The organism is Streptomyces sp. Inha503, from assembly GCF_047215865.1.
Lineage (GTDB): Bacteria > Actinomycetota > Actinomycetes > Streptomycetales > Streptomycetaceae > Streptomyces > Streptomyces lycopersici.
In genome coordinates, this window is sequence record NZ_CP178360.1 from 9,119,481 (window position 1) to 9,139,566 (window position 20,086).

The following is a 20,086-nucleotide window of genomic DNA, read 5'->3' on the forward strand; positions in this document are numbered from 1 at the left end:
GTCGGATGTGGATTACGTGCTTCCAACAAATGTAACGATCAACTGCCTGCCGTCATTCCCGTTCACCAGGGAGTTCCGCTACGGGGGGTTCCGCTACCAGGGCCCGCTACCAGGGGGTTCCGGGCAGGATCACCACTCCGTCCCCGTCCCGCCCGATGCGCTCCGCCGCCCGCCGCGCCGCCCGCTCCAGCGTGGGCGCCTCGCCCAGCAGACCGTAGAGCCCGCCCGCGAAGGCCGCGGATGCCGCGCCGTCCAGCGGTCCTCGGTGGGCGACCACCACCTCGGCCGCTTCGGCGAAGAGCGCGGCCAGCGGCGCGCCTTCGGGGCAGCCGAGCACCACGCCGGGCAGCGGGGCGCCGGTCAGTCGGCGGTAGACGGTCAGCAGTTCGGCCAGGTGCGCGGCCGGTGTGTGATGCGTCCGCCCGTCGCCGTCCTCGAAGACCAGCGTGCGCCCCTCACGGCGGCAGACCAGATGCAGCACATCCGGGCGTACGGTGAGGATCCACCGCAGATCGGTGGCGGCCGCCGCGGGGCACCGGTCCACCGTCAGGACGCCACGGGCCGCCCGCTGGACCGCGGCTAACTCCTGGCCGCCCGGAGCGGCGCCGGTCACCAGCACCCGCCAGACCCCGCCCCCGCCCGGCCGCTCCCGTAAGGCGGCGCGGAACACCGCGTTGTGCGGATAGGAGACGCAGGCGGCGGCCAGGACGCGCAGCCTGCCGTCCGTGACCCGGCCCGCGGCGACCGCCCCGGCCACCGCGGACCAGAACTCCGCGGCGGTCGTGGCGGCCGCCGGTATGTGCTCGGCGGGGAAGCCCGCTCTGCGCAGCAGCGCCACGGCGGACGGGCCGGGCGGGAAGACCCGCGCCAACTCCCCGGTCTCCTCGGTCGTCAGCGCCTGATGTCCGTCCCCGTCCTGGCCGTCCACCGTGTTCCGTCGCTCCTCGCCTGTGCTCGTACCGCTCCGTGCCCCCCCGCTTCCGTTCCTACTGAAGCGCGCCCGCTTCCGTCCCTACTGAAGCGCGGCCAGGCGCAGCGGTTCCTCGAGCTCCTCCCGGAAGCGGTGCAGGGTGTGCCCCTCGCGCACCGTGGCGCCCACCGCGACCGCCGCCCGGCTCACCGCCCCGCGCGGTGCCCGCACCACCATGGACAGCCGGTACGTTCCGCCGATGCGCACCGCGGAGGTGTGCCGGATCTCCCAGCCCGGATCGGAGCGCAGCTCGCGCCGCGCCTCCAGACAGACCCGCTCGCCGAAGGCGGTGCAGCCACCGTCCTGGAATCCGAGCCGCGGGCCGAGGTGGGCCGCGGGCGCCGATGCCGTCACCTCGGCGGTGAGCTGGCGCGGGGTCATGGACCAGGCCACCGGCTGGAAGACCGCGGCGCCCCGGCGTACCGGTTCCGCCGTGAGGCTGAGATCGAGATTGACCGAGTGCAGGGCGGGGTCCGGCGCGTCCCGGGCGCAGGTCACCGACAGATGCACCAGGTGGTAGACGGCGTTGTCCGCCTCGGTACGGAGGAAGTCCAGCAGCTCCGGATCCGGTCCGACGAGGTCGGCCGTGACCGGTAAGGCCACTGGCCCGCCCAGGACCACCCGCCCGGCCAGCCTCGGGCCGCTGGGCTGGGGTGTCTCCTCGGACAGCAGGGCCAGTTCGCGTTCGGGAAGTTCGGGGAGAATGACATCGATCATTTCGTGCCCCCTTCGCGGCTCAGGTGTTGTACAGCGCCTCGACCTCGACGGCGTACGCCTGTTCGATGGCCTTCCGCTTCAATTTCAGCGACGGCGTCAGCAGACCATGCTCCTCGGAGAACTGCGCGGCAAGTATCCGGAAGGTACGAATCGACTCCGCCTGGGAAACGGTGGTGTTCGCCGCGACCACCGCCCGCCGGATCTCGGTCTCCAGATCCGGGTCGCGGACCAGGTCGCCCGGCGGCAGCTCCGGTTTGCCGCGCATCGTCAGCCAGTGCGCGACCGCCTCCGGGTCGAGGGTGACCAATGCCGCGACATACGGGCGGTCATTGCCCACCACGATGCACTGGGCCACCAGCGGATGCGCCCGCACCCGCTCCTCCAGGCCCGCCGGGGAGACCGACTTGCCGCTGGAGGTCACCAGGATCTCCTTCTTCCGCCCGGTGATGGTGAGATAGCCGTCGTCGTCCAGCGTGCCCAGGTCGCCGGTGGCGAGCCAGCCGTCGCGCAGCACCGCGTCGGTCGCCTTGGGATCGCCGAGGTAGCCCTCGAAGACCTGGCCGCCGCGCACCCACACCTCGCCGTCGTCGGCGAGGTGGACCGTGGTGCCGGGGATCGGCACGCCGACCGTGCCGAAGCGGGTCTGCTCGGGAGGGTTGGCGGTGGCGGCGGCGGTGGACTCGGTGAGGCCGTAGCCCTCGTAGATGATGACGCCCGCGCCCGCGAAGAACAGGCCGAGCCGCCGCTCCATGCCCGAACCGCCCGACATCGCGTGCCGCACCCGGCCGCCCATCGCGGCGCGCACCTTGCCGTAGACGGCCTTCTCGAAGAACTGGTGCTGCACCCGCAGCGCGGCGCCCGGACCCGGCCCGGTGCCGAACGCCTTGGCCTCCTGCGCCTCCGCGTACCGCACGGCCACGTCCACGGCCTTCTCGAACACCCCCAGCTTGCCCTCCGCCTCGGCCTTGCGGCGCGCCGCCGCGAACACCTTCTCGAAGATGTACGGCACCGCGAGGATGAAGGTCGGCCGGAACGTCTTCAGATCGGGCAGCAGCGCGGCGGCCGAGAGCCTGGGCTGGTGACCGAGCTTGACCTTGCCGCGGATGGCGGCGACCTCCACCATCCGGCCGAAGACATGGGCGAGCGGGAGGAAGAGCAGGGTGGCGGCCTCATCGCCCCGCTTGGAGTGGAAGGCCTCCTCGTACCGCTCGACGATGTTGTCGCATTCCGCCATCAGATTGGCGTGGGTGATCACACAGCCCTTGGGGCGGCCGGTGGTGCCCGAGGTGTAGATGATGGTCGCGGGCTGCTCGGGGGTCACGGCCAGCCGGTGCCGTTCCACCATGTCGTCCTCGACGGACTCCCCGGCCGCCAGCAGCTCCTCCAGCGCCCCCGCGTCCAGTTGCCACAGCTGCCTCAGATGCGGCAGCCGGCCGACCACCGAGCCGACCGTCATCGCATGGTCCTCATGCTCCACGACACAGGCGGAGACCCCCGCGTCATGCAGCATCCAGCAGACCTGCTCGGCGGAGGAGGTGGGGTACAGCGGGACGCTCTGGGCGCCGACGCTCCACAGGGCGAAGTCGAAGAGCGTCCACTCATAGCGGGTGGGGCACATGATGGCGACGCGGTCGCCGAACCGGACACCACGGGCCAGCAGGCCCTTGGCGAGGGCCATCACCTCGTCCCGGAACTGGCCCGCGGTCACGTTCTGCCAGCCGCCGTCCGCCGTTTTGCGCGCCAGTGCAACCCGGAGGGGGTCGGAGTCCGCATGGTCGAAGACGGCGTCCGCCAGTCCTCCGGCCTGAGGCGGCGTCGCCAACGGGGGGACGGTGAACTCGCGCAATACCTGCTCCTTGAAGCCGCTGGGCACAGCGCCGCGACCGTACCCGATCCGGCCCCCGATGCGGGAGAGGTGTTTTGTGCCCGGAACGTACGGAATGCCGGGCGGACAGTGAGGTGAAAGGGTATCAATCAGGCACCGACGAGGGCGGATTGCGTGGAGTCTAGTCCTATGCGCCGCGTGTGTGGCTTATATGTAACGGTCTTCTGCACGAAATCTCTCCGATCGTGGCACAGGCCCCGCCAGGATCGCGGCGGCGAGTCGCTCCGCGGCGGCGTGCGAGGCGTCCTCCCGCCGACGCTTTCCGTACAACAGTACGAAATCCACCGGGCCGAGGTCCGGCAGCCCGGCCCGTTCGGGGACCGGCGCCAGGCCCGGCGGAATCAGGCCATGGGTGTGGGCCATCACCCCGAGCCCGGCACGGGCCGCCGCGACCAGACCATTGAGACTGCCACTGGTGCACACGATCCGCCATGACCTGCCATGTCGCTCCAGCACATCCAGCGCGCGGGCCCGGGTCAGCCCGGGCGGCGGGAAGACGATCAGGGGGAGCGGACGGTCCGGATCCAGCCGAAGTCGCTCGGCGCCGATCCACACCAGCCGGTCCCGCCACACCAGCTGCCCGCCCGGCCGGTCCTCGGACCGCTTGGCCAGCACCAGATCCAGCTTGCCCGCCTCCAGCCGCTCGTGCAGCGTGCCCGACAGCTCGACGGTGAGCTCCAGATCCACCTCGGGGTGGTCGCGGCGGAACCCCTCCAGGATCTCCGGCAGCCGGGTCACCACGAAGTCCTCCGAGGCGCCGAAGCGCAGCCGGCCGCGCAGCCGGGTGCCCCGGAACCAGCTCGCCGCCCGCTCGTTCGCCTCCAGGATGGAGCGGGCGAACCCCAGCATCGCCTCGCCGTCCTCGGTCAGCTCCACCCCGTGGGTGTCGCGGGCGAACAGCTGCCGCCCCACGGCCGCCTCCAGCTTGCGGACCTGCTGGCTCACGGTGGACTGGCGCACCCCGAGGCGGTCGGCGGCCTGGGTGAAGCTGAGGGTCTGGGACACCGCGAGAAACGTCCGGAGCTGGGCGGGGTCGTACATGGCGGCCACTGTACGCCGGGCCATCACGGAAGGCGATGACAGTCAGAGCGGTATACGGGATTCCCGATGGCCTTGATCGGGAGCACTATGGAGCGGGCCCCGTCCGTGTCCACGCCAGGCGAGAAAGAGAACGAATGCCGCACCGCCCGCACGTCCGCAAGATCGCCCTTCCCGCCCTTCCCTCCTGGCTCCCCCTGGACGGTTTCATCCTCGGACTCATCGGCACCGTGGCGCTCGCCGTGCTGCTCCCGGTCAGCGGCCGGGCCGCCACCATCACCGATGGGGCCACCACGGTCGCGGTCGCCTTCCTCTTCTTTCTCTACGGCGCCCGGCTCTCCACCCGTGAGGCGCTGGACGGGGTGCGCCACTGGCGGCTCCATCTGACCGTGCTGGTGTGCACCTTCGTCATCTTCCCGGCCCTCGGCCTGGCCGCGCGCGGACTGGTGCCGTACGTGCTCACGCATCCCCTCTACACCGGGCTGCTCTTCCTGTGCCTGGTGCCCTCAACGGTCCAGTCCTCCATCGCCTTCACCTCGATCGCCCGGGGCAATGTGGCCGCCGCGATCTGTGCGGGTTCCTTCTCCAGCCTGCTCGGCGTGGTGGTCACCCCGGTGCTGGTCGCGCTGTTGCTAGGCGGCAGCGGAGGCGGCTTCTCGGCCGACTCGACGATCAAGATCGGGCTTCAGCTGCTGGCCCCCTTCCTCGCCGGGCAGCTGCTGCGCCGCTGGATCGGCGGCTTCATCTCGCGCCACCGGGCGGTGCTGCGGCTGGTCGACCGGGGCTCGGTGCTGCTCGTGGTCTACGCGGCGTTCAGCGAGGGCATGGTCCGGGGCATCTGGCACCAGGTGACCCCGGCGCGGCTGGCGATCCTGCTCGGTGTCGAGGCGGTCCTGCTCACGGTGATGCTCACGCTCACCTCGTATGGCTCGCGGAAGCTGGGCTTCGTCCGCGAGGACCGGATCACGATCGTGTTCGCGGGGTCGAAGAAGAGCCTGGCCGCCGGTCTGCCGATGGCGAGCGTGCTCTTCGGCGCCCAGGCGAGCCTGGCGGTGCTGCCGCTGATGCTCTTCCATCAGATGCAGCTGATGGTCTGCGCGGTGCTGGCCCGCCGCCTCGCGGCGCGGGCGCCGGAGGCGGCGGTGACGGGAGCCGAGACCCGGTCCCGGTCCGAGGCCCGGGCGGATACGGACACGGGCAGCGCGGACGACGCCGCGCTGACCCGCGTCTGACGTCAGCTTGTGGCGCCAGGGTTTCCGGCAGCCGGGTTTCCGGCGGTGTGGTCGTCGGCGGGCTGGTCATCGGCAGGCGGCAGCGGCTTGCGGGCGATGAGGGACGCCTGCGGGGTGGGCTCCCAGCGCTCCGGTTCACGGAAGGTCCGGGCGCGGACGGGCAGTCCGGCCCCGTTCAGCAACTCGGCGATCCGGTCCGGCTGCCAGCGGCGGAAGGTCAGCGACACCTCATGGCCGAACGCCTCCGTGTAGACCCGTTGCTCATCGCCGACCTGGAAGCCCACCAGCGCGTATCCACCGGGCGCCAGCACCCGGTGGAACTCGGCGAACACATCCGGCAGCCGCTCCTGCGGAATGTGGATCGTGGAGTACCACGCCACCACGGCGGCGAGGGTGCCGTCCGGGATGTCCAGGGCCAGCATCGACCCCTCCTCGAACCGCAGCCCGGGATGCTCCCGCCGGGCCAGCTCCACCATCCGCGGTGACAGGTCGACCCCGTACGCGGACAGCCCCAGACCGTGGAGATGCGCCGTCACCCGGCCCGGCCCGCACCCCACATCGGCCACCGGTCCGCCCCCGGCGTTCCGTACCAGCTCGGCGAACCCGGCGAACACGGCCCGCTCCAGCGTCTGGGCCGCCAGTTCATCGCGGAAGCGTTCGTCGTAGTCGAGGGCCATGGCGTCGTAGGACGCCCGCGTGGAGTCGAGGAAGTCGGCTTCGGTCACAGCCGTACACCCTAGCCCTGCGCACCACGGACCCCGCGGCGGAGCCGCATATCGATGCTGTCCCCTCCCCGCCCCTTCCCGATACCAGGGGCTCCGCCCCTGGACCCGGTAGCCCTTTCGCACGGCGTCGATTTGCGCTCCGCCGCGTGGCGGGGGACTTTGCCCCCTGCCCCCTGCCCCCTTGCCCTGGGGCTTGGGATCTGGGGTCTGGGGCGGAGCCCCAGTTGTGGGAAGGGGCGGGGAGGGGATCAGCCCGCCGCAGGCGGCCCACGATCCGTCGGACGTTGTCGGACCCCTCTGGCAGGCTTCCGGCATGACGACGCTCACGCTGCAACTGACCATCGACTGTGCCGAACCACACCGGATGGTGACCTTCTGGTCCGAGGCCCTGGGCTATGTGCCCGAGCTCCCGCCGGGCGGCCACGCCACCTGGCGGGAGTACTGGACGGCCATGGGGGTGCCCGCGGAGGAGCTGCCCCCCGGGGCCGGGGAGACCCCGGAGTCCATCGTGGATCCGGAGGGGCAGGGCCCGCGGGTGTGGTTCCAGCAGGTTCCGGAGTCCAAGGTGACCAAGAACCGGCTGCATCTCGATCTGAAGGTGAGCGGTGGGCGGGACGTGCCCCTCGCGGGCCGCACCGAACGCGTCACCGCGACCGTGGACCGGCTGAAGAAGGCCGGAGCCACGGTCCTGCGAATCATGGACGAGCCGGAGATGGAGTACTACGCGGTGGTGCTCCAGGACCCGGAGGGCAATGAGTTCTGTGTCGCCTAGTTGTGGCGTGACTAGTCGTGGGATGACCGCACGCGGTCCAGGGGGAGGCGGACGAGGGCGCCGGAGTGGGGGTCGTCAAGGGGGGCGTTGAACTCGCGGACACGGCGCAGTTCGGTGTCGGACAGGGCACGGGCGTACAGGCGGAACTCATCGAGGTCGCCCGTCATATGGGAGCGGCTGTCCACGGCCTGGCCGAGGTGGAGGCCGAAGGGCGCGGTGCGGCTCACGGTGCCCGGGGCGTCGGGGGCGGTGACCGCGGTGCCGCCGTCCACCGTGAGGGAGAGCCGTCCGTCGCCGCGGACCAGCGCGAGGTGGTGCCACTGCCCGTCGTTGTACGCGGCGTCGGTGGACACCGAGGCGCTGGTGAAGGTGGCGAAGCCGTTGACCGTGGTCATCAGCGCCCGGATCCGGTTGCTCCCGGGCTCACCCCGCAGCCAGACCTGCGGCTGTTTGTTGCCGATGCCGCCCATCCACAGGAACGGATGCTGCCCGGAGGCGGCCGAGTAGCGGAACCACAGGCTTACGGTGAAGTCGCGGGTGCCCAGCGGCAGGGCGTTCCGGTACGGGACCCGTACGGCGTCGTCCGTGCCGTCGAAGGACAGCGCGCCGCCGAAACGGCCGTCGTCGCGCCCCGCCGCGCCGCCGAGTACGGTCGCGGACCGGGCGCCGGGCGCGCGGTCGTCGGTGGTGGGGGAGGGCGGCCGGCGGGAGCCCAGCCAGTCCTCGGTGAAGCGGGCGAAGCGGATCTCGTCACGGGCGTCCACCGCACCGCCCTCGTACAGCAGCCCCACCGTGTTCCGGGAGATCGCGACCATGTCGGAGTAGCCGGACCAGTCGGTGGTGACGACCTTGCCCCGGTCCACACCGTCCCAGGTGCGGGCCTCGTCCCAGGAGGAGCGGACCATCATGGTGCGGCGGCGGTCGGGGTCGGCGGGGGCGGAGAAGAGCAGCCGGCCGTAGCCGTCGCGGGCCGGGTCGCGCAGCCGCAGGATCGAACCCTGCACCTGGGGGGTGGGCAGATCGGGGATGGCGCGGAAGGGCGCGGTGAAGCTCTGGCCGCCGTCCCGGCTGATGGCGTAGTCGCGGTGGCCGAGATCGGTGCCGTCCTGCTCCCGGCCGTTGACATAGATCGAGCCGTCGGCGCGCTCCACCAGCGTCATCTCGGACGGCTTCTGGCGGAAGGTGCCGTCCTCGGCGAGCGGATAGCTGTCCACCGCGCCGATGCGCCAGCGGTTGCCGCCGTCGTCGCTGTAGGCGAGCGCGGCGTGGTTGTCGGTGATGCGGCCGCCGCTGAAGCTCTCGGTGTTGAGGGTGAAGACCAGCCGGCCCTTGTGGTGTCCGCGCTGGAGCTGGATGCCGTGGACGGGGCCGGTGGCGTACCAGGAGTTCCACTGGGCCGGCATCAGCGAGGAGCTCAGATCGCGCGGGGCCGACCAGGTGGCGCCGTTGTCGTCGCTGTACTGGAGGTGCGGTGAGCGGTCACAGGGGATGTCGCAGCTCTGGGAGTCGTCGCGGCCGGTGTTGTAGGTGCTGGCGAGCACGATGCGGCCGGTGCGCTGGTCCACGATGGGCGCGGGGTTGCCGTGGGTGTCACCGTCGCCGTCATTGACCACCTGGAGCGGGCCCCAGGTGCGGCCGCCGTCGGTGGAGCGCTTGAGGACGAGATCGATGTCCCCGGCGTCGCCGCAGTTGTCGACCCGGCCCTCGGCGAAGGCGAGCAGGGTGCCGTCCTTGGCCTTGACGACCGCCGGGATCCGGAAGCAGGAGTAGCCCTGTTCCTGGGCGGATTTGAAGAGGACCTGTTGTTCGAAGCCGGAGGCGGCGCTGGAGCCGGAGCCCGAGCCGGAGCCGGAGCCGGAGCCGGCGCGGGCCGCGGACGCGGAGGAATCCGTGTCCGCGGCCCGTACCGGAAGCGGGATCAGAGCCAGCGCCGCGGCGGTCAGGAGCACGGAGGCGCGGCGCCGCCACGGTCTGGTACGGGAGCGGGGTGGTCTGGTGCGGGGACGTGTGCGGAGAACTGACGCCATGGTCACGGCCTGCCCTTCAGACTGCCTCGTTGAGGCATCGGCATCTGGACGTCGAGGACGTCGGGCATCACGCCATGAGGCATCATGCCGTCAGGACATCAAGACATCCCATGTCTCACACATGACTGCGGCAGAAAGTGTCTCGTCCTGCGGTCGTCCGGGACAAGGACCGTGCGTCATATCCGCGTGACACTGCGCCAGTTGGGGTGCGGGCGGGGCGCGAGGGGGACGGCGCCCGCCCCCCGGATGGCGCCCCGCTTTGCTCACCCCATGGCCGTCTGACCCGCCGTGATGACCCGGTCCAGCAGCGACCGGGACAGCTCCAGCTCCTCGATGGCCGAGGTCATCCGGTCCCGTTCGGCGCGCAGTTCGCCCAGCAGATCCGGGCAGGTGGGCACGAGGTGCTCCCCGTCGTCTCGGAGACAGGGCAGAACCTGGGAGATGGTGGCCGTCGACAGCCCGGCCGCCAGCAGCGCGCGGATGCGCCGCACCACCGCCACATCGGACGCGCGGTACGCGCGATAGCCGCTGGGCAGCCGCTCGGGCCGGAGGAGCCCCTGCTGTTCGTAGTAGCGCAGCAGCCGTTCGCTCACCCCGGTGCGGCGGGACAGCTCGCCGATCCGCATGGGCCTCCTTATCGCGGCGGTGACTCCCCGAACCCTCCAATGGGTGTCAGACCTGGGGATGTCAAAGCTTACGGCCTCCGATCCCCTCGCACAGAGCGCGGTCGATCAGGCGCTGCATGGCCCTCTCGGCCCGGAGCAACTGCTCGTCATCGGCGGTCTTGCCACTGGAGCTGATGGTCACCGAGCGCCGCCCGCCCTCGGTGAAGCCGGTGCGCACCGTGGCCCCTTCGAGGTCGCCGCCGTGGCCCCAGCGGTAACCGCCGCAGCTGAGCGGCTGGCGTATCATCCCGAGCCCGTACTGGGCGTGCGGGAAGGCCACCTCGAAGTCCGGCCCGACGGGGACGGTCCGGCGCATCTCGGCCAGCTGCGCCGGGGGCAGCAGACGGCCGCTCAGCAGGGCGGTGTAGAACCGGTCCAGATCGCGGTCGGTGCTGATGAGGGAACCGGCCGCACCGCCCCAGGAGACGTTCCGCAGCGTGGTGTCCGTCCAGCCGTCGGAGCCGGGGAAGCGCTGATAGGTATGGGCGTACGGGGCCTTGATCCGTGGATCGTCCCCGGGCTCATAGGTGCCGGTCAGGCCCAGCGGGCGGATGATGCGGTCGCGGACCTCCTCCGGCCATGCGCGTCCGGTGACCTTCTGGACGATCATTCCGGCGAGGACATAGCCGGGGTTGGAGTAGTTCCAGTCGGGCTTGGGGTCGTCGGCCGGAGCGGGCGGGAAGTCGGGCCGGTGCTTCATCGCCCCGGCGACCACCCGCTCGGGGGAGACATGGTCGAACCGGGTCCGCTCGAAGTCCGCCGCCGAGTCGCCGGTGTCTTCGCTGTAGGAGTAGTTGTGGATGCCGCTGGTGTGCTGGAGCAGATTCCTGATGGTGATCCGGCGGCCGTCGTTGCCATTGCCGCTCACCACACCCGGCAGCCACTTGTCCACCGGATCGCTCAGCGAGAGCCGCCCCTCGGCGACGAGTTGGAGGACGACCGTGGCCACGAAGGACTTGGTGACGCTCGCGGCCCGGTAGTGCGCCCCGTACGGCATGGGGCGGCCGGTGTCGCGCTCCGCCACGCCCGCGCGGGCGTGGATCCGTCGGTGGCCGTCGCGCACCTCCACGGTGATGCCGATGAATCCGGCGTCCTCCAGCGTCCGGGCCACCGCGCGCCGCAACTCGGCCTCGGTGAGTCGCCGGCCGGAGGTGGCGGAGGTGGCGGGGTCGGCGGAGTCGGTGGCGGACGAGGCGGGGCCGGATTTCGGTGCTGTGGCGGCGGCCGGGACCGCGGCCGCACCGCCGAGCAGAGCGGCGGTGACGGCGGCGGCCGTGAGGAGGCGTAAGCGAGGGCGCTTCGTGGGTGCGTTCATGTCTCACCAGCTTCCGGGTGCGGTGGTGCCCCGACCATGCGGCAAGCCCCCGGGGTTCGGGTAGGGACAGCCCCATGGCCGGGCTTCGGCCGGGGCGCGGCCGGGGTCCGGGCCGGGGTGCGGGCCGGGCGCTCGGGGGTGGTCAGGCCGACGAGCCGCTGTCCACCACGAGGTCCGTGCCGACCACGGCGCCCGCCGCCGGTGAGGCGAGGTAGAGCACGGCCGCCGCGATCTCGTCGGCCTCCGCGACCCGGCCCAGCGGAGTATCGCTCTTCGCCCGCTCGGCGCGGTCGGCCGCGGTCTCACCCGGCAGCAGCGACATGGGGCCGTCGGAGGCACCGGGGCTGACCGCGTTGATCCGGACGCCCTGATGGATGTGGTCGAGCGCGGCGATCCGGGTCAGCGTGGCGACCGCCGCCTTGGAGGTGCTGTAGGCGCCCAGGCCCGATACCCGCAGATGGGCGCCGAGGTTGGAGGAGACATTGACGATCGCCCCGCCGCCGTGCTCCTTCATATGCGCGATCTGGTGCTTCATGGCCAGCCAGACACCGGTGACATTGGTGCGCAGCACCGCCTCCCAGTCCTCCTCGCTGACCTCGCCGACGGGCCCCTTGCCGCGCAGTATCCCGGCGTTGTTGACCGCGATGTCCAGTCCGCCGAAGCGGGCGACGGCGCTGTGCACCAGCTCCCGGAGCTGCCCGGAGTCGGTCACATCGGCGGTCACGGCGGTGGCCCGGCCATCGGCGGCCTCGATGAGGCGGACGGTCTCGGCCAGGGTGGATTCGGTGCGGCCGGCGGCCACCACGGAGGCGCCTTCGGCGGCGAAGGCGAGCGCGATGGCACGGCCGAGACCGGTGCCCGCTCCGCTGACGAGGGCGGTCTTTCCGGTGAAGCGGTTCACTGCGTGGCTCCTTGAGTAGGCGAGGAGGGACGTGATGGACGGGACGGACGGCTCCGCTGGACGCGGAGGTTCAGGGCGGCGACGAGGGCGAGCGCGGCTCCCGTCGCGGCGAGGGAGACGGCATCGCTGCCGAAGGTGAGCACGATGGCGAAGACCACGGTCGGGCCGAGCTCCATCGCGGTGTTCAGCACCCCGCCCGCGAGTCCGGTCCGCTCATGCGGCACCCCGTGGGTGGTGAGCACGGCGGCCCCGGCGAAGGACGCGGCGGCACCGGCCGGGAGCAGCACCAGCCCCGGCAGCAGCGCGGAGGCGTAAGGGGTGTGCGGGTCGAGGCCGGTGAGGGCGAGCAGCACCAGCCCGGCCCCGGCCGTGGCCAGCCCGGCGGCGGTGACGACGCGGGGGCCGAAGCGGGCTATCAGCGGCCCGGCCGCCCGGCCCGAGGTGAGCAGGGCGATGGCGAACGGCACAAAGGCGGCCGAGGTCCGCAGCGGCGACCAGTCACGGTCCTGCTGGAGATGGAGCGAGAGGGTTACGAAGGTCATCGCGGTCGCGCAGGCGCTGAACGCGATGGCCGCGAGGGCGAGCGCCCGCCGCCGGTCCAGCAGGAAGCGGGGCGGCAGCAGCGGATCGCCCGCCCGGCGCTCCGCGTACCAGAACGCGATGAGCAGCGCGGCCCCGATGACCAGGGGCACCAGCACTCCGGCCGACGACCAGGGCAGGGCGTCGGTGGCCACGAGCCCGTAACTGGCGAGCGTGATTCCGGCCGTGGCCAGCAGCGCGCCCGGCAGATCGAGTGCCCGGCCCCGGCTCGGCGGGGTGTCCGGCAGCAGCCGGGGCGCGAGGACGAGCGCGGCCACGGCGACCGCCAGCGGTACGGCGAAGCTCCAGCGCCAGGACAGCAGCTCGGCTATGACACCGGAGAGCAGATTGCCCGCGGTCGCGCCGAGCACGGAGAGCCCGCCCCAGGTCGCCATCGCCTTGCCGTAGGCGGCGGGAGCGGGGAAGACTGCGCGCAGCACGGTCATGGCGGCGGGCGCTATCAGAGCCGCCCCCGCGCCCTGGGCGAACCGGGCCGCGAGCAGGGTCCCGATACCGGGGGCGAACGGGGCGGCGGCCGAGGCGGCGGCGAAGAGGATGAGCCCGGCGGTGAGGGCCCGCCGCCCGCCGTAGCGGTCGGAGAGGCGCCCGCCGAAGAGCAGCAGCCCGGCGAAGGTCAGCCCATAGGCCGCGCTGAGCAGGATCAGATCGGCCCGCTCCAGGCCGAAGGTCCGGCCGATCTCGGGCAGCGGCACGGCGATCGCCGCGAGCGTGAAGATCAGGGTGATCTGGACGGAGCCGAGCAGTGCGAAGGCGCGGCGAGGGTGGGTCGTGGTGGCAGTGGGGTCTGTGGCTGTGGCTGTGGCTGTGGCGGTGTCTGTGCCTGTGCGTGTGCCTGTGTTGGTGTCGGTATCGGTGTCGCACGGGGTGTCGGTGACGGTCATCTCTCCCCCAATATTTGACCGATCGTTTTAATATGAGGGCATGCGAATGGGCTCTATGTGACTCCCGTGATCGTGAGAGATCAGTCCAGCAGTGCCAGCGCCTGCTCCGCCGCGTCCCGCACCCGGGCCGGGTCGTCCGACGCCTTGCCGACCACCCGCAGCCCCTGCAACAGCACGAACAGCATCCGCGCCAGGGCGCGGGGGTCGCGGTCCTCGGGGAGCTCCCCCTGGGCCTGGGCCCGTATCAGCGCGGAGCACAGCGGGGTCTCCACGCGGTCCCAGCTGAGCTCCACCCGGCGGGCCGCCGCCGGGTCGTGCGGCGCCAGCTCGGCCGCCGTGTTGGTCACCAGGCAGCCCGCCAGCCGCAGCTCCGGGGAGGCGGCCTCCTCGGCGAAGCGGCGCACCACCGCCCGCACCGCGGGCAGCGCCGGACCGGGCTGGGACAGCTCGGCCAGCAGGGACGGGTCGCGCGTCTCCGCATAGCGGTCCATGGCCTTCAGATACAGCTCGTGCTTGCTGCCGAAGGTCGCGTAGATACTGGCGCGGCCGATGCCGAGATAGTCGACGAGGTCCGCCATCGATGTCGCTTCATAGCCGCGCTGCCAGAACAGCTCGAGAGCCGACTGGAGGGCGGCCTCTGGATCGAATTCCTTCGTTCTGGCCATGACCCAACCGTAGCACCTAACCAGAACGAGCGGTCAAGAACACTTTCGAGTGAAGGTCCCGATGCGGAACGTAGGTACGGAGCCACCGGGCCCGGTAGGGGCCGGCCGACGCAGGGGGCGCTCCCCGTCGGCCGGCCCGCCAACCCGTGCAGCGGGCGGACCGCTCCTCAGGCCCCGCCGACCGCTGTCCGCAGGGCGAGCCGCTGCTCGCCCGCGTACACGTTCATCGAGGTGCCGCGGAGGAAGCCGACCAGGGTCAGCCCCGTCTCCGCCGCCAGATCCACGGCCAGCGAGGAGGGCGCCGACACCGCCGCCAGCACCGGGATCCCCGCCATCACGGCCTTCTGCGCCAGCTCGAAGGAAGCGCGCCCCGAGACCATCAGCACCGACCCCGACAGCGGCAGCACGCCCTGCTGGAGCGCCCGCCCCACCAGCTTGTCCACCGCGTTGTGCCGCCCCACGTCCTCCCGCAGGTCCAGCAGCTCACCGTCCGGGCTGAACAGCGCCGCCGCGTGCAGACCGCCGGTCCGGTCGAAGACGCGCTGCGCCGCGCGGAGCCGGTCAGGGAGCACGGAGAGCGTCTCCGGCTCGATCCGGACGGCGGAGCCCCCGGCGTCCTCGAGATCGTCCGCCAGCGGCCAGCGAGCGGTCGTCCGCACCGCGTCCAGGCTGGCCTTGCCGCACAGACCGCAGGACGAGGTGGTGTAGACATTGCGCTCGAGGGTGATGTCCGGGACCGGTACGCCCGGCGCCAGCGTCACATCCACCACGTTGTAGGTGTTGGAGCCGTCCTGGGTGGCGCCCGCGCAGTAGACGATGTTCGCCAGTTCGTCCGCGCGCCCGAGGACGCCCTCGCTCACCAGGAACCCGGCGGCGAGGGCGAAGTCGTCGCCCGGAGTGCGCATGGTGATGGCCAGTGGTTTGCCGTTCAGCCGGATCTCCAGCGGCTCCTCCGCCACGAGGGTGTCCGGCCGGGTGCTGACCGCCCCGTCCCGGATGCGGATGACGCGGCGTCGCTCGGTGACCCGTCCCATGTCGATCAGTCCCGGTTCTGTACGTGCTGGTACCCGAAACGGCCCTTGATGCACAGGTTCCCGTGCGTGACGGGATTGTCGTGCGGCGAGGTGACCTTCACGATCTCATTCTCCTGCACATGGAGGGTGAGATTGCAGCCCACACCACAGTAGGCGCACACCGTGGTCGTCTCCGTCTGGGCCGCCTCGTCCCACGTCCCGGCCTCCCGCATGTCGAACTCCGTCTTGAAGCTCAGCGCGCCGGTCGGGCAGACCTCGATGCAGTTGCCGCAGTAGACACACGCGGAGTCGGTGAGGGGCGCGTCGTGCTCGGTGGAGATCCGGGCGTCGAAGCCGCGGCCCGCGACCGCGATCGCGAAGGTGTTCTGCCACTGCTCACCACAGGCGTCCACGCACTTGTAGCAGAGGATGCATTTGTCGTAGTCGCGGACGTACAGGTCGTTGTCGACCTTCGGCTCCTCGTCCACCCGGGCCGCGTCCGCGCCGAAGCGGTCCGGCTCGGCCCCGTACTCCTCGATCCACTCGGCGGCGCGCGGGGTCGTGGACATATCGGTGGAGGAGGCCAGCAGCTCCAGGACGACCTTACGGCTGTGCCGGGCCCGCTCGGTGTCCGTGCGCACCTCCATGCCCTGCTCCACCCGGCGCGAGCAGGCGGGGGCGAGGGTGCGGGCGCCCTCCACCTCCACCACGCACACCCGGCAGGCGTTCTTCGGAGTGAGCGTGTCGCCCTGACACAGGGTCGGGATGTCCTTGCCCGCGGCGCGGCACGCGTCCAGCAGGGTGCTGCCCTCCGGGGCGCGGACCGGCTCGCCGTCCAGGGTGAGGTCGACCAGCCGGCGTGGGGGTCGCAGCGGTATCGCGGTCACTTGAAGGCTCCCAGGCGGTCGATGGCGGACTCCACGGCGTTCCAGGCGGTCTGGCCCAGACCGCAGATCGAGGCGTCCCGCATGGCCTGGCCGACCTCGCGCAGCAGCGCGATGTCCCCGGCCGCGGCGGCGCCCGTACGGTCCTTGAGCCGGTGCAGCGCCTCCTCCTGCCGTACGGTGCCCACCCGGCAGGGGACGCACTGGCCGCAGGACTCGTCGCGGAAGAACTCCGCGATGCGCAGCAGGACGCGGGGCAGCTCGACGCCCTCGTCCAGCACCAGCACCACCCCCGAGCCGAGCGTGGTGCCCGCGGCGCGCGTGCCCTCGAAGGTGAGCGGGACGTCCAGCTCGTCGGGGCGTACGAAACCGCCCGCGGCGCCGCCGAGCAGCACCGCGCGCAGGGTCTCGGGCGGCCCCGCGAGCTCCAGCAGCTCCCGCAGCGTCGCCCCGAACGGCAGCTCGTAGACACCGGGCCGGGCGACCGTGCCGGAGACGCAGAACAGCTTGGTGCCGGTCGAGGTGCCGGTGCCGGTGCGGGCGTACGCCTGCGCGCCCTCGATCAGAATCGGCAATACGTTGACCAGGGTCTCCACGTTGTTGACCGCGGTCGGCTTGCCGAACAGCCCCTTCTCGACCGGGAAGGGCGGTTTGCTGCGCGGTTCACCGCGCCGCCCCTCGATCGAGTTGAAGATCGCGGTCTCCTCGCCGCAGATGTACGCGCCCGCGCCGCGCCGGATCTCGATGTCGAACGCGAACCCCTGCCCCATGACGTCCTCACCGAGGAAGCCACGGGCCCGGGCCCGGTCGATGGCGGTGCGCAGCCGGCCCAGCGCCCGGGGGTACTCGCCGCGCAGATACAGATAGCCGCGGTGCGCCCCGGTGGCGTAGCCCGCGACGGTCATGGCCTCGATGAGGGCGTAGGGATCGCCCTCCATCAGGACCCGGTCCTTGAAGGTGCCCGGTTCGCTCTCGTCGGCGTTGCAGACCAGATAGTGCGGATGGTCGGGCTGCTGGGCGGTGGCCGACCACTTCCGCCCGGTCGGGAACGCGGCCCCGCCCCGTCCGACCAGACCCGCCTCGGTCACCTCCCGGATCACCCCGGCGGGCCCGAGCGCGAACGCGCGCCGCAGGGCGGCGTATCCGCCGTGGGCACGGTAGTCGTCCAGCGACCCCGGGTCGACAACGCCGATCCGGCGCAGCAGCACCAGGCCGTCGGCGCCGGTCTGGGGGACCGCGGCCACCGGGGGCGGCTCGGCCGCCGCCTCGTGCGGCGACGACGCCGCGTCGGCGACCGCCCCGGCGGTGGCGGGGGCGACGACCGCGGTCCGCGGGGCCTCGCCCGCGCGGATCGCCAGGGCCGCCGGGGCGCGCTCGCACAGGCCCAGGCACGGGCTGGGCTGCCAGACGGCCCCGGACCCCGCCGAGCCCGCCGGGCCCACGTCCCGTTCGAGCTTCGCGCACAGCTCGGCGGAGCCCCGGGCCGCGCACGCCAGGTCCGTACAGACGTGGACGACGGTGGCCGGACGGGGTTTCACCGCGAACATCGCGTAGAAGGTCGCCACCCCGTAGCCCTCGGCCGGAGGGACCGTCAGCCGGCGGCACAGATAGTCCAGGCCGCCCTCGCTGATCCAGCCCACCCGGTCGTTGAGGGCGTGCAGCCCGGGCAACAGCAGATCGCGCCGCTCCCGTGCCTCGCGGCCGCCGCGCGCCCAGCGCAGATCCGTGTCCGTACGGTCGTCCGCGCCCTCCCAGGCGGACTCGGGCGGGCCGAGCAGCGCGTCGACCGCGGCCCGCTCCTCGTCCGTGGGCTTGCTGTCACCGAACCGCAGATCCACGATCAGCTCCTTACGGCGGTCACGGGAATCTTCTCGATCCTTATGGCCGACGCCTTGAACTCCGCCGTCCCCGCGATGGGGCAGTTCGCCTCGATCGTCAGGGAGTTGGTGTCCACCTCGTCGGGGAAGTGCATGGTCATGAAGGCGAGCCCCGGCCGCAGCCCGGGATCGATCCACACCGGCGCCACCACCGAACCGCGCCGTGAGGAGACCCGTACCCGCTCCTCGGCCTCCACCCGGTAGCGGGCCGCGTCCTCCGGGCACAGCTCGATGTACTCGCCGCGCCGCAGCGGAGAGGCGAAACCCCCGCTCTGCACCCCGGTGTTGTACGAGTCCAGGCGCCGCCCCGTGGTGAGCCGGATCGGGAAGGCGTCATCGGTCAGATCGACCGGCGGATCGTGCTTCACCGGCCCGAAGGGGGCGAGCGGGCCGCGCAGCGCCGGATCGTTCTCCCACAGGCGGCTGTGCAGATAGGTGGGCTCGAGACGGTCGGTGCTGGGGCAGGGCCACTGGATGCCCTGGTGCTCCCCCAGCCGCTCGTAGGTCATGCCGAAGTGGTCCGGGGAGACATCGCGCAGCTCGTTCCAGACCTCCTCCGCGCCCTCGAACTTCCAGTCGTGGCCGAGCCGCCGCGCCAGCTCGCAGATGATGTCGATGTCCTCGCGCGCCTCGCCCGGCGGCTCCACGGCCTTGCGCACCCGCTGGACGCGCCGCTCGCTGTTGGTGGTGGTGCCCTCCGTCTCGCACCAGCCGGCGGTCGCCGGGAGCACCACATCGGCCAGCTCGGCGGTCCGGGTGAGGAAGATGTCCTGCACCACCAGGTGCTCCAGCGACTCCAGCCGCCGGACGGCCTGCTCGGTGTCGGCCTCGGACTGGGCCGGGTTCTCGCCGACGCAGTAGACGGCGCGCAGTTCGCCCGCCTCCATGGCCTCGAACATCTCGGTGAGGTTCAGCCCGTAGCGCGGCTGGATGACCACGTTCCAGGCGCGCTCGAACTTGGACCGGATGGGCGGGTCCAGGATGTCCTGGAAGCCGGGCAGCCGGTTGGGGATGGCGCCCATGTCGCCGCCGCCCTGCACGTTGTTCTGGCCGCGCAGCGGCTGGAGACCGCAGCCGTACCGGCCGACATGGCCGGTCAGCAGGGAGAGGTTGATCAGCGCCCGGACGTTGTCGGTGCCGTTGTGGTGTTCGGTGATGCCGAGCGTCCAGCACAGCTGGGCGCGTTCGGCGGTGGCGTAGGCGTGCGCGAGATCGCGGATGGCGTCCGCCGGGACGCCGGTGACCTTCTCCGCGACGCTCAGCGTCCAGGGCTCCACATGGGCCGCGTACTCCTCGAAGCCGGTGGTCGCGCGCTCGATGAAGGCCCGGTTGGCGAGCCCCGCGTGGATGATCTCGCGGCCCACGGCGTGGGCGAGCGGGATGTCGGTGCCGACGTTCAGCCCCAGCCAGCTCTCCGCCCATTCGGCGGTCGAGGTGCGGCGCGGGTCGACGGCGTACATCCGGGCGCCGTTGTGGATGCCCTTGAGGACGTGCTGGAAGAAGATCGGGTGCGCGAAGCGGGCGTTGGAGCCCCACATCACGATCAGGTCGGTGTCCTCGACCTCCCCGTACGACGAGGTGCCGCCGCCGGAGCCGAAGACGGCGGACAGGCCCGCGACGCTGGGCGCGTGACAGGTGCGGTTGCAGGAGTCGACGTTGTTGGTGCCGATCACCACCCGGGTGAACTTCTGCGCCACGTAGTTCATCTCGTTGGTGGCGCGGGCGCAGGAGAACATGCCGAACGCGTCGGGCCCGTGGGCCGCCGTCACGGCCCGGAACCCGGCGGCGGCCCGGCTGAGCGCCTCGTCCCAGGAGGCGCGGCGGAGTTCTCCGCTCACTGAGTCCCGCACCAGGGGGTGGGTCAGCCGCGGGTACTGCTTCTGCTGTCGGTTGCGCTGGCGGTTACGGGCCACGACGGG

General features: G+C 71.9%; 17 protein-coding genes. 2 read left to right on the forward strand and 15 right to left on the reverse strand.

Translation table 11 applies throughout. The features are described 5' to 3' along the window. Nucleotides 1-106: 106 nt before the first annotated feature. The 4 genes from ACJX2R_RS38675 to ACJX2R_RS38690 all read right to left on the reverse strand — a co-directional run bounded on the left by ACJX2R_RS38675 (nt 107) and on the right by ACJX2R_RS38690 (nt 4,613). A complete protein-coding gene (locus ACJX2R_RS38675; RefSeq protein WP_413103871.1) occupies nt 107-928 on the reverse strand; it encodes an effector-associated domain EAD1-containing protein in 822 nt (273 codons plus the stop codon). Nucleotides 929-1,012: 84 nt separating this feature from the next. Next, nucleotides 1,013-1,687: a hypothetical protein gene (locus ACJX2R_RS38680; protein ID WP_413103872.1), complete on the reverse strand. Its 675-nt coding sequence runs from the start codon at nt 1,685-1,687 to the stop codon at nt 1,013-1,015. Between the two features lie 19 nt (nt 1,688-1,706). Further along, entirely contained in the window at nt 1,707-3,533 is a 1,827-nt protein-coding gene (locus ACJX2R_RS38685) for an AMP-dependent synthetase/ligase (protein ID WP_413103873.1), read from the reverse strand. Between the two features lie 186 nt (nt 3,534-3,719). After that, nucleotides 3,720-4,613 carry a LysR substrate-binding domain-containing protein gene (locus ACJX2R_RS38690; RefSeq protein ID WP_086883340.1) on the reverse strand — a complete coding sequence of 298 codons (894 nt, stop codon included), beginning with the start codon at nt 4,611-4,613 and terminating at the stop codon, nt 3,720-3,722. Between the two features lie 134 nt (nt 4,614-4,747). On the opposite strand from ACJX2R_RS38690, the gene ACJX2R_RS38695 reads away from it, so the two are divergent. Beyond that, on the forward strand, nt 4,748-5,842 hold the full coding sequence (locus tag ACJX2R_RS38695; RefSeq protein WP_413103874.1) for a bile acid:sodium symporter family protein: 1,095 nt from the start codon (nt 4,748-4,750) through the stop codon (nt 5,840-5,842). 2 nt (nt 5,843-5,844) lie between these two features. On the opposite strand, the gene ACJX2R_RS38700 is transcribed toward ACJX2R_RS38695, so the two are convergent. Then, the gene (locus ACJX2R_RS38700; RefSeq protein ID WP_413103875.1) at nt 5,845-6,567 is read right to left on the reverse strand and encodes a class I SAM-dependent DNA methyltransferase; all 723 of its coding nucleotides are present in this window, start codon (nt 6,565-6,567) and stop codon (nt 5,845-5,847) included. A 313-nt stretch (nt 6,568-6,880) separates the two neighbouring features. On the opposite strand from ACJX2R_RS38700, the gene ACJX2R_RS38705 reads away from it, so the two are divergent. Next, nucleotides 6,881-7,339 carry a VOC family protein gene (locus ACJX2R_RS38705; RefSeq protein ID WP_413103876.1) on the forward strand — a complete coding sequence of 153 codons (459 nt, stop codon included), beginning with the start codon at nt 6,881-6,883 and terminating at the stop codon, nt 7,337-7,339. 11 nt (nt 7,340-7,350) lie between these two features. Here ACJX2R_RS38705 and ACJX2R_RS38710 read toward each other — a convergent pair whose 3' ends face one another. From ACJX2R_RS38710 to ACJX2R_RS38755, 10 genes are all read right to left on the reverse strand, one after another. Then, on the reverse strand, nt 7,351-9,288 hold the full coding sequence (locus ACJX2R_RS38710) for an exo-alpha-sialidase (RefSeq protein ID WP_413103877.1): 1,938 nt from the start codon (nt 9,286-9,288) through the stop codon (nt 7,351-7,353). Nucleotides 9,289-9,629: 341 nt separating this feature from the next. After that, nucleotides 9,630-9,992 carry a MerR family transcriptional regulator gene (locus ACJX2R_RS38715; protein ID WP_020867547.1) on the reverse strand — a complete coding sequence of 121 codons (363 nt, stop codon included), beginning with the start codon at nt 9,990-9,992 and terminating at the stop codon, nt 9,630-9,632. Between the two features lie 61 nt (nt 9,993-10,053). Further along, nucleotides 10,054-11,346 carry a serine hydrolase domain-containing protein gene (locus ACJX2R_RS38720; RefSeq protein ID WP_413103878.1) on the reverse strand — a complete coding sequence of 431 codons (1,293 nt, stop codon included), beginning with the start codon at nt 11,344-11,346 and terminating at the stop codon, nt 10,054-10,056. A gap of 142 nt (nt 11,347-11,488) precedes the next feature. Then, complete coding sequence (locus ACJX2R_RS38725) at nt 11,489-12,247, reverse strand: SDR family NAD(P)-dependent oxidoreductase (protein WP_413103879.1); 759 nt, start codon at nt 12,245-12,247, stop codon at nt 11,489-11,491. After that, a complete protein-coding gene (locus ACJX2R_RS38730) occupies nt 12,244-13,728 on the reverse strand; it encodes an MFS transporter (RefSeq protein WP_413103880.1) in 1,485 nt (494 codons plus the stop codon). Before ACJX2R_RS38730 ends, ACJX2R_RS38725 begins: the two co-directional genes overlap by 4 nt. Nucleotides 13,729-13,808: 80 nt before the next feature. Continuing rightward, nucleotides 13,809-14,393: a TetR/AcrR family transcriptional regulator gene (locus ACJX2R_RS38735; RefSeq protein WP_198278334.1), complete on the reverse strand. Its 585-nt coding sequence runs from the start codon at nt 14,391-14,393 to the stop codon at nt 13,809-13,811. A gap of 167 nt (nt 14,394-14,560) precedes the next feature. Next, nucleotides 14,561-15,427 (reverse strand): formate dehydrogenase accessory sulfurtransferase FdhD, encoded by an 867-nt coding sequence (gene fdhD / locus ACJX2R_RS38740; protein WP_413103881.1) that lies wholly within the window; start codon nt 15,425-15,427, stop codon nt 14,561-14,563. Nucleotides 15,428-15,432: 5 nt separating this feature from the next. Further along, nucleotides 15,433-16,293: a 2Fe-2S iron-sulfur cluster-binding protein gene (locus tag ACJX2R_RS38745; protein ID WP_413103882.1), complete on the reverse strand. Its 861-nt coding sequence runs from the start codon at nt 16,291-16,293 to the stop codon at nt 15,433-15,435. Further along, on the reverse strand, nt 16,290-18,128 hold the full coding sequence (locus ACJX2R_RS38750; RefSeq protein WP_413103883.1) for an NADH-ubiquinone oxidoreductase-F iron-sulfur binding region domain-containing protein: 1,839 nt from the start codon (nt 18,126-18,128) through the stop codon (nt 16,290-16,292). The genes ACJX2R_RS38745 and ACJX2R_RS38750 overlap by 4 nt, the downstream gene beginning before the upstream one ends. Nucleotides 18,129-18,130: 2 nt before the next feature. Beyond that, nucleotides 18,131-20,080 (reverse strand): molybdopterin oxidoreductase family protein, encoded by a 1,950-nt coding sequence (locus tag ACJX2R_RS38755; RefSeq protein ID WP_413103884.1) that lies wholly within the window; start codon nt 20,078-20,080, stop codon nt 18,131-18,133. Between the last annotated feature and the right edge of the window lie 6 nt (nt 20,081-20,086).